The sequence below is a fragment of the Streptomyces sp. NPDC102402 genome (assembly GCF_044765765.1).
In the GTDB taxonomy this organism is placed as follows: domain Bacteria; phylum Actinomycetota; class Actinomycetes; order Streptomycetales; family Streptomycetaceae; genus Streptomyces.
In genome coordinates, this window is record NZ_JBIWKR010000037.1 from 1 (window position 1) to 10711 (window position 10711).

2 protein-coding genes are annotated in these 10711 nt (G+C 73.6%); both read left to right on the top strand.

Annotated elements, in window-relative coordinates:
• Positions 1-14 precede the first annotated feature (14 nt).
• Entirely contained in the window at positions 15-8792 is an 8778-nt protein-coding gene (locus ACIRJR_RS36960) for an SDR family NAD(P)-dependent oxidoreductase (RefSeq protein ID WP_403789149.1), read from the top strand.
• Between the two features lie 29 nt (positions 8793-8821).
• Positions 8822-10711: type I polyketide synthase (locus ACIRJR_RS36965; protein ID WP_403789151.1), on the top strand; the 1890-nt coding region annotated here is incomplete at its 3' end.

Consider the following 10711-nt stretch of genomic DNA (forward strand, 5'->3'; position numbering starts at 1 on the left):
TTCCGCGTCGTGGTGTGATTCCGTTTTATTCGACGGTGACGGGTGGGCTGGTCGATACGACGGAGTTGGACGGGGCGTATTGGTATCGGAATCTGCGGCGGAGGGTTCGTTTCGAGGAGACGGTGCGGGTTCTGCTGGAGCGTGGTTTCGGGACGTTCGTGGAGTGCAGTGCGCATCCGGTTCTGATGATGGGGGTGCAGGAGACCGCGGAGAGTGTGCCGGGCACGGATGTTCTCGCGGTGGGTTCGCTGCGTCGTGGTGAGGGTGGGCTGGAGCGGTTCCTGGCCTCCGCGGCGGAACTCTTCGTGCGTGGGACGGACATCGACTGGACCGCCCTGTTCGAGGGGACGGGGGCCCGCACCGTCGACCTCCCCACTTACGCCTTCCAACACCAGCACTACTGGCTGGAGAAGACGGCCGTCACTGCGGCCCCCACCGTCGAAACCGCCGGTCCCGACGCCTGGCGCTACCGCACCACCTGGAAGGGAATCAACGCCGAGGACCCCGCCGCCCGCCTTTCCGGCCGCTGGCTCCTCGTCCTCCCCGAGGCACTGACCGGTTCCGCGGCCGCCGAGTCCGCCCGGCAGGCCCTGGCCGACCGTGGCGCCACCGTCGAGCCGTTCGTCGTGAATCCGGCCGCCGCAGACAGGTCCCTGCTGCGGGCCAGGCTCGCCGAGTCCGCCGACCGGGCCGAGACGGAGCCGCTCACCGGCATCCTGTCCCTCCTCGCCCTCGCGGAGGACCGGCACCCCGGCCACTCGGCCGTCCTGCCCGGCCTGGCCGGAACCCTCACCCTCGCCCAGGCCGCCGCCGACGCCGGCACCGAGGCCAGGCTGTGGGCCGTCACCTTCGGCGCCGTGGCCGTGTCCCCGACCGAGACCCCGTCCCCCGTGCAGGCCCAGGTCTGGGGCCTCGGGAGGGTCGCCGCCCTGGAACTCCCCGTCTGCTGGGGCGGACTCGCGGACCTGCCCGCCACCGCCGACGCCCGCGCCTTCCAGCAGCTGGCCGGCATCCTCGCCGCCCCGGGCACCGACGACCAGGTCGCGGTCCGCGCCTCCGGCACGTACGGCCGCCGCCTGGTTCAGGCCCCCGCCGCAACCGCCGCCGCGAAGATCCGCCCGCGCGGCACCGTTCTCGTCATCGGTGACATCGCCGCCGTGGCCGGACCCCTCGCCCGCCGCCTCCTGGCCGGCGGCGCCGAGCGGATCGTCCTCGCCGGACTCACCGGCACCCTCCAGGAAGAGATCGCCGGGAGTGACGGGCCGCTCGTCGGCCTCGCCGACCGCACCACCGTTGTCCCCTGCGCGCTCGACGACCAGGACGGGCTGCGCGCACTCCTCGCCGCTCACACCCCCACCGCGGTCTACATCGCCCCGCCGACGGCTCCCCTCACCCTCCTCACCGAGACCACGATGGAGGGCTTCGCCGCCTCCGTCGAGGCGAAGACCGACCTCGCCACCCGCCTCGACACCCTGCTGGCGGACGCGGAACTTGACGCGTTCGTCGTCTTCTCCTCCGTCGCCGGCGTCTGGGGCGGCGCGGGCCAGGGTGGCTACGCGGCCGGCACGGCCTACCTCGACGCTCTCGCCGAGGGCCGCCGCGGCCGCGGACTGCCTGCCGCCTCCGTGGCCTGGACCCCCTGGCAGAGCGTCGCCGCCGGCCCCGCCGCCGAGCAGCTCTTCCGCACCGGTCTGTCCTTCCTCGACCCGGAGCGCGCCCTCGACGTGCTCGAAGGGATCGTCGGCCGTGGCGAGACCGGCATCGCCGTCGCCGACATCGACTGGGAGCGCTTCGAGCCCGCGTACACCGCGGCCCGGCCCTCGGCACTCCTCGACGAACTCTCCGCCGTACAGCGGCTTCGGGCTGCCGAGCGGGCCGCCGCGGACGAGCGGGACACCACAGGCCTCGCGGCCGTGCTGCGCGACAGGAGCGAACAGGAGCGGCAGCGTGAGCTGCTGCGCCTCGTGCGCACGCACGTCGCCGCCGTGCTCGGCCACGCCACGGGCGACGGCATCGCCCCCGACCGGCCCTTCAAGGAACTGGGCTTCAACTCGGTCACCGCGGTCGAACTGCGCAACCGGCTCCGCGAGGCCACCGGCCTCGGCCTGGCCCCCTCGCTCGTCTTCGACCACCCCACCACCGCGTCCGTCGCCCGCCACCTCGGCGACCTGGTCAGCGGTGCGCGGGAACCCGATACCGCGGCCCCGTTCGTCACCGCGCCCGCCGGCGGCGACAGCGAGCCCATCGCCATCGTCTCCATGGCCTGCCGCTTCCCCGGCGGCATCAACACGCCTGACGAACTGTGGCAGCTGGTGACCCACGGCGGCGACGCCATCACCACGTTCCCCACCAACCGAGGCTGGGACCTCGAGGGGCTGTACGACCCCGACCCCGAGGCCCAGGGCCGCACCTACGTCCGCGAGGGCGGGTTCCTCCACGAGGCCCCCGACTTCGACCCGGAGTTCTTCGGGATCTCCCCGCGGGAGGCCCTCGCGATGGACCCGCAGCAGCGGCTCCTCCTCGAGACCTCCTGGGAGGCCTGCGAGCGCTCCGGATTCGATCCGAACGTCCTGCGCGGCACCCGTACCGGAGTGTTCGTCGGCACCAACGGCCAGCACTACATGCCGCTGCTGCAGAACGGTGAGGAGGACTTCGACGGCTACCTCGGAACCGGCAACTCCGCCAGTGTCATGTCCGGCCGACTCTCGTACGTCTTCGGCCTCGAAGGCCCGGCGGTCACGGTCGACACCGCCTGCTCGGCCTCGCTGGTCGCCCTGCACCTGGCCGTCCAGTCGCTGCGCCGCGGCGAATGCGGCATGGCCCTGGTCGGCGGCGCCACCGTCATGTCCACCCCGGAGATGCTGGTCGAGTTCTCCCGCCAGCGCGTCATGTCCCCCTCCGGGCGCTCCCGCGCCTTCGCGGCCGGAGCCGACGGCGTCGCCCTCGGCGAGGGGGCCGGCATGCTCCTCGTAGAACGTCTGTCCGACGCCGAGCGCAACGGGCACCCCGTGCTGGCCGTCATCCGGGGCTCCGCCGTCAACCAGGACGGAGCCAGCAACGGCCTCACCGCCCCCAACGGACCCTCCCAGCAGCGGGTCATCCGCCAGGCACTCGCCGACGCCGGACTGCGCCCCGAGGACATCGACGCCGTCGAGGCGCACGGCACCGGAACCGAGCTCGGCGACCCCATCGAGGCCCAGGCCGTCCTGGCCACCTACGGCGAGGCCCGGTCCACCGACGACCCGCTGTGGCTCGGCTCGGTCAAGTCCAACATCGGTCACACCCAGGCCGCCGCCGGCGTGGCAGGCATCATCAAGATGGTCCTCGCCCTGCGCGGCGGCACACTGCCCCGCACCCTCCACGTCGACGAGCCGACCCCGCGGGTCGACTGGACCGCGGGAGCGGTGTCCCTGCTCACCGACGACGTGCCCTGGCCCGAGCGCGCCACCCCGCGCCGCGCCGCCGTGTCCGCCTTCGGTATCAGCGGCACCAACGCCCACGTCATCGTCGAGGAGGCGCCCCGCTCCGACACCGCGGCCGGCCCCGCCGAGGACGACGGCCAGGACGGAGCCGAGGCCACCAACTGGTGGGACGAGGTCACCGTCCCGCTGCTCTTCTCGGCCCGCTCCGAGTCGGCCCTGCGCGCACAGGCCGCCCGGCTGCGCGCCGGGCTCGTCGAACATCCCGGCATGCACCCCGCCGACGCCGGCTACACCCTGATGACGGCCCGCTCCCGCTTCGAGCACCGGGCCGCCGTCATCGGCGAGAGCCGGGAGGAGCTCCTCGAAGCCCTCAACTCCGTCGCCCAGGACCGGCCGCACCTGGCCGTGCTCCGCGGCACCGCCGGCCCCGGCGACCGCATCGCGTTCGTCTTCCCCGGCCAGGGCTCCCAGTGGCCCGCCATGGCCGAGGGGCTGCTCGACCGTTCGCCGGCCTTCCGCGAGTCCGCGCAGGCCTGTGACGCCGTTCTGCGTCGGTACCTCGACTGGTCCGTCATGGACGTGCTGCGACAGGTGCCCGGCGCCCCTTCGCTCAGCCGCGTCGACGTGGTCCAGCCCGTGCTGTTCACGATGATGGTGTCCCTGGCCGAGGCGTGGCGGGCCATCGGGGTCCACCCCGACGCGGTCGTCGGCCACTCCCAGGGCGAGATCGCCGCCGCGTACGTCTCCGGCGGCCTCTCCCTCGACGACGCCGCCCGGATCGTCGCCCTCCGCAGCCAGGCGTGGCTGACGCTGGCCGGCAAGGGCGGCATGCTCGCCGTGTCCCTGCCGGCGGAGCAGATCCGCTCCCGTCTGGAGCGGTTCGGCGACCGGTTGTCCGTCGCCGCCGTCAACAGCCCCGGCACCGCCGCCGTCGCCGGCGATCCCGAAGCCCTCCGCGAACTCCTGGAGGAGCTCACCGGCGAGGGGGTCCACGCCCGCGCCATCCCCGGCGTCGACACCGCCGGGCACTCCGCCCAGGTCGACGCCCTCAAGGACCACCTCATGGAGGTTCTGGCACCGGTGTCCCCGCACACCGGGCAGATCCCCTTCTACTCCACCGTCACCGGGGGGCTCCTCGACACCGCCGCCCTCGACAGCGCGTACTGGTACCGCAACATGCGCGAGCCCGTCGAGTTCGAGCAGGCATCCCGCGCCCTGATCGCGGACGGCTACGAGGTCTTCCTGGAACCCAGCCCGCACCCGATGCTCGCCACCTCCCTGCAGGAGACCGTCGCCGACGTCGGCGGCCGGGCCGCCGTGCTCGGCACCCTGCGCCGGGAGAAGGGCGGCGCCCGCTGGTTCGGCGCCGCGCTCGGCATGGCCCACATCAGCGGGGTCGAGATCGACGCCAACGCCCTGTTCGGCACCGGATCCCGCCGCGTCGACCTCCCCACCTACCCCTTCCAGCGCGAGCGGTACTGGTACCACGCGCCCGCCCGCCGCGGCGACGCCGCCGGCATCGGCGTCCGCGAGGCCGGCCACCCGCTGCTCGGCGGCGGTGTCGAACTCCCCGAGTCCGGCTCGGTCGCGTACACCGCCAGGCTCGGCTCCGACACCCAGCCGTGGCTGGCCGAACACGCCCTCATGGGCACGGCCCTGCTGCCCGGCGCGGCCCTCGTGGACCTCGCCCTGTGGGCCGGCCGCCAGCACGGCTGCAACCGGCTCGACGAGCTGATCCTGCAGGCACCCGTGGTCCTTCCCGACAACGGCGCCATCGAGCTGAGCCTGCTCGTCACCGCCGCCGCCGAGGACGGCAGGCGCACCCTCACCGTCCACTCCCGCGAGGCCGGCGCCGACCCGGGCTCCCCGTGGCGCCGCCACGCGGAGGCCGTCGTCGCCCCCGCCGAGGACGGACCGGCACCCACCGGCCCGGCCGTGTGGCCCCCGGCAGCCGCCAGGCCCGCCGCCGACGGCCTCGACGACTTCTACGAGCGGTTCACCAGCCGCGGCTACGACTACGGCCCCCTCTTCCGGGGCTTCCGCGCCGGCTGGGCCGAGGACACCACCGTCCACGCCGAGGTCGCCCTGCCCTCGCAGGCCGGCGAAGCCACCGCCGGTTTCGGACTCCACCCCGCACTCCTCGACGCAGCCCTGCAGGCCATGAGCCTCGGATCGTTCTTCCCCGAGGACGGCAAGGCCCGCATGCCGTTCGCCGTCCGCGGTGTCCGCCTGTACACCGAGGGCGCCGGGCGGCTGCGCGTCAGCATCTCCCCGGCCGGCGCCGAGACCGTGCGCCTGCTGTGCACCGACGACTCCGGCCGGCCCGTCCTCACCGTCGACGAACTCGTCGTACGTACCGTCTCCGACGACCAGCTCGCGGCCGGCCCGGCGGGCCGCACCCAGCGCAACGGCGCCCTGTACGAGGTCGACTGGCAGCAGCTGCCCGTCGCCCGGGCCCTTCCCGTGCGCCGGATCGCCGTCGTCGGCGAGGACCACGCCAAGGTCGCCTCCGCGCTGGAGACCACCGGCACCTCCTGCGACTGGTACCCCGGTCCGGCCGAGCTGTTCGCCGCCGCCGCCGCCGGGCAGGCGCCGGACACCGTCATCGTCTCCTTCCCCCAACTGCCCCGCCCCGACGCGCCGTTCGCGCACACCACCGCCCACCGGGCCCTGGACCTCGCCCAGACCTGGCTGGAGCACGGCAGCGCGCTCACCGGGACCACCCTGGTGCTGGTGACCCGTGGCGCCGTCGCCGCGGGCGCCGACGACGAGCTCGGCGACCCCGCCGCAGCCACCGTCTGGGGCCTGATCCGCTCCGCCCAGTCCGAGGAGCCCGGCCGCTTCGCGCTGCTCGACGTGGACACGGACTCCGTCAACGGCACCGCCCTGGCAGCCGCCCTGGCCAGCGGCGAACCCCAGGCCGCCGTCCGCGGCACCACCGTCCGCGTCCCCCGGCTCGCCAGGACCGGCGCCGACGCCACCCGCGGCGACGTCCTCGTGCCGCCCACCGGCACCACTGCCTGGCGGCTCACCACCAGCGGCACCGGCACCATGGAGGGGCTGCGCCTCGCCGAGGCGCCCGACACCCTGGGCCGGCTCCAGGACGGACAGGTGCGCATCTCCGTGCGCGCCGCGGGCCTCAACTTCCGCGACACCCTCATCGCCCTCGGCATGTACCCGGGGGAGGGCGTCATGGGAGCCGAGGGAGCCGGCGTCGTCACCGAGATCGGGCCCGGCGTCAGCGGACTCGCCCCCGGCGACCGCGTCCTCGGCATGTGGACCGGCGGATTCGGCCCGCACGCGATCGCCGACCACCGCATGGTCGCCCCGATCCCCTCGGGCTGGACCTACGCCGAGGCCGCGTCCGTACCCGCCGTGTTCCTCACCGCCCAGTACGCCCTGACCCGCCTCGCCGAAGCCGTGCCCGGCCAGAGCGTGCTGATCCACGCGGCCGCCGGCGGCGTCGGCATGGCCGCACTCCAGCTGGCCCGCCACCACGGGCTGACCGTGTACGCCACGGCCAGCACCGGCAAGTGGGACACCCTGCGCCGCCTCGGCCTGGGCGACGAGGCGATCTCCAACTCCCGCACCGTGCAGTTCGCCGACGAGTTCCTCGCGGAGACCGGCGGCAAGGGCGTGGACATCGTCCTCAACTCCCTCGCCGGGGAGTTCGTCGACGCCGGTCTGCGGCTGCTCCCCGGAGGCGGCCGGTTCCTCGAGCTCGGCAAGGCCGACGTCCGTGACCCGCGGCAGATCGCCGCAGACCACCCCGGCACCGTCTACCAGGCCTTCGACCTGGTGCAGGCCGGCCCGGAGACCGTCGGCGAGATGCTGCGCGAGCTGCTCGCCCTCTTCGAGGCGGGGGTACTCGAGCCCCTGCCGCTGACGGCCTACGAGATCCGGCACGCCCGCGAGGCGTTCCGCACCCTCAGCCAGGCCCGCCACACCGGCAAGCTCGTCCTCACCCTGCCCCCGTCCTTCGGGCCGTACGGCACCGTCCTGGTCACCGGCGGCACCGGCACCCTCGGCAGCGCCGTCGCCCGCCACCTGGTCGCCGAGCACGGCGTACGCCACCTCGTGCTCGCCGGCCGCCAGGGCATCGAAGCAGGAGGCGCCCCCGAACTCGCCGCCGAACTGACCGCCCTGGGCGCCGAGGTCGCCGTGCGGGCCTGCGACGCGGCCGACCGCGAACAACTCGCCGCGCTCCTCGCGTCCATCCCGCCGGACCAGCCACTGACCGCCGTGGTCCACACCGCCGGCGTCCTGGCCGACGGCACCCTGCCCACCCTCACCCCCGAGGGCCTGGACACCGTCATGCGTCCCAAGGTCGACGCCGTGATCAACCTGCACGACCTGACCCGCGACCTCGACCTGGCCGCCTTCGTCCTGTACTCCTCCTCCTCCGCGCTCTTCGGCAGCCCGGGCCAGGGCGGTTACGCGGCGGCCAACGCCTTCCTCGACGCCTTCGCCGGCTACCGCCGCTCCCTCGGGCTGCCCGGCGTGTCCCTCGCCTGGGGCCTGTGGTCCAGCAGCAGCCGCATGGCCGGACACCTCGACCAGAGCGGAATGCACCGCCGGCTCGCCCGAGGCGGCGTCATGCCGCTCACCGACGCCGAGGGGCTCGCGCTCTTCGACGCCGCGCAGGCCGTCGACAGCCCCCTGCAGGTCCCGATCCGGCTCAACCACGCGGCCCTGCGCGCCGCCGGCCCCGTCCCCGCCTTCCTCGGCTCGCTCGTCGGCGGTACGGAGAACCGCACCGACCGGGACACCAAGGACAACCCCGCCGAGACCCTCGCCGACCGGCTCGCCCACCTGGCCCCCGAGGAACAGGAGGAACTGGTCCTGGAGGCCGTACGCGCCCACGCCGCGGCCGTGCTCGGCCACGGCGGGCCGGAGAGCATCGTCGTCGACCGGGCGTTCAAGGCGCTCGGGTTCGACTCCCTCACCGCCGTCGAGATGCGCAACAGGCTGGCCGCGGCCACCGGTCTGCGCCTGGCGGCCACCCTCATCTTCGACCATCCGACCCCGGCGGCCCTCGCCGCGCACCTGCGCCGCGAACTGGCACCTGAGGGAACCGCGCCCGCGGCCGCCCCGGACGCGCGCGGCACCTCCGTCATGGCGGAACTCGACCGTCTGGAGGCCCTGTTCGGCGCCATCACCGGACAGACCGCCGACGGCACCGCCACCCCCGACGAAACGGCGCACAAGGAGATCGCCAACCGGCTCGCGGCCCTCACCGGCCTGTGGGGCGGCATCGGCAGCGGATCCGGCGGCACGAATCCCGCGGGCTCGAAGGGCGAATCGGTGTCCGAGTCCATCGAGGACGCCGACGACGACGAGATCTTCGCATTCATCGACGAGCGGTTCTGAACCGCACAGTACGTGACGGGTGACGAGACATGGCGAACGAAGAGAAGCTCCGCGAGTACCTGAAGCGGGCCACGACCGAACTGCACCGCACCAGCGAGCGCCTGAAGGAGCTGGAGGCACGGGCCCACGAGCCGATCGCGATCGTCGGCATGGCCTGCCGCTTCCCCGGCGGCGCCGGATCCCCCGAGGCCCTGTGGGAACTCGTGTCAGGCGGCACCGACGCGGTCTCGCCCTTCCCGGGCGACCGCGGCTGGGACATCGAGGGACTCTACGACCCCGACCCGGACGCGGCCGGCCGCTCGTACTGCCGTGAAGGCGGCTTCCTGGGGGCCGCCGGAGCCTTCGACCCGGCGTTCTTCGGGATCTCGCCGCGCGAGGCGGTGGCGATGGACCCGCAGCAGCGCCTGCTCCTCGAGACCTCCTGGGAGGCACTCGAGCGCGCCGGCATCGACCCGCTCTCCCTGAAGGGGTCCCGCACCGGCGTGTACGTCGGTGCCTGGGACGGCGGCTACACCTCCGGGGTGCACGAGCCCTCCGCGCAGTTGGAGGGCGACCTTCTCACCGGCGGGGTGGTCAGCTTCACCTCCGGCCGCATCTCCTACACGCTCGGCCTCGAAGGCCCGTCCGTCTCCGTGGACACCGCCTGCTCCTCCTCCCTGGTGGCCCTCCATCAGGCGGCCCAGTCGCTGCGCCGGGGCGAGTGCGACCTCGCCCTGGCCGGCGGCGTCACCATCATGTCCACGCCCGCGGTCTTCGTGCAGTTCTCCCGCCAGCGAGGCGTGGCCGCCGATGGCCGCTGCAAGGCCTTCGCCGAGGCCGCCGACGGATTCGGCCCCGGGGAAGGCGCCGGCATCCTCCTGGTGGAACGGCTCTCCGACGCCGTGAACAAGGGGCACCGCGTCCTCGCGGTGCTGCGCGGCTCGGCAGTCAACCAGGACGGAGCCAGCAACGGCCTCACCGCCCCCAGCGGCGCCGCCCAGCAGCGCGTCATCCGCCAGGCCCTTGCCGACGCCCAGGTCACCGCCGCCGACGTGGACGCCGTCGAGGCGCACGGAACGGGAACCAAGCTCGGCGACCCCATCGAGGTGCAGGCCCTGATCGACACGTACGGCAGTGCACACACCCCCGAACGTCCGTTGTGGCTGGGGTCGTTGAAGTCGAACATCGGGCACACCCAGGCCGCGGCCGGTGTGGGCGGTGTCATCAAGATGGTGATGGCGCTCCAGGAGGGCGTACTGCCGCAGACCCTGCACATCGATGCGCCCTCCTCCCAGATCCTCTGGGACGGCGGTGCGGTCGAGTTGCTGACGGAGTCGCGTGCGTGGCCGGAGACGGGACGCCCGCGTCGTGCGGGTGTGTCCTCGTTCGGTGTGAGCGGCACCAACGCGCATGTGGTCCTGGAGCAGGCTCCGGTGGTGGAACCCGCCGTCGAGGAAACCCCGGTCCGCGAGTTGCCCGTGGTGCCGTTGGTGGTGTCCGCGCGGTCGAAGTCGGGGCTCAGGGCGCAGTCCGGCCGGTTGCGGGCCGCGCTGGAGGGTGTGGGTGCGCCGCGTCTGGTGGATGTGGGGTATTCGCTGGTGTCGTCGCGTTCGGTGTTCGAGCACCGTCGGGTGACGTTGGGCGAGGCTGTGGTCGAGGGTGTTGCGGGTTCTGTGGGTCGTCGGGTGTTGGTGTTTCCGGGGCAGGGGTCGCAGTGGGTGGGGATGGGTGCGGGGTTGTTGGAGTCGTCTCCTGTGTTCGCGGCGCGGTTGCGTGAGTGTGGGGATGCTTTGGCGCCGTTGGTTGATTTTGATGTGGTGGAGGTGGTGCGGTCGGGGGGTTCGTTGGATCGGGTTGATGTGGTGCAGCCGGTGACGTGGGCGGTGATGGTGTCGCTTGCGGAGTTGTGGCGTTCGTTGGGTGTGGTTCCGGATGCGGTG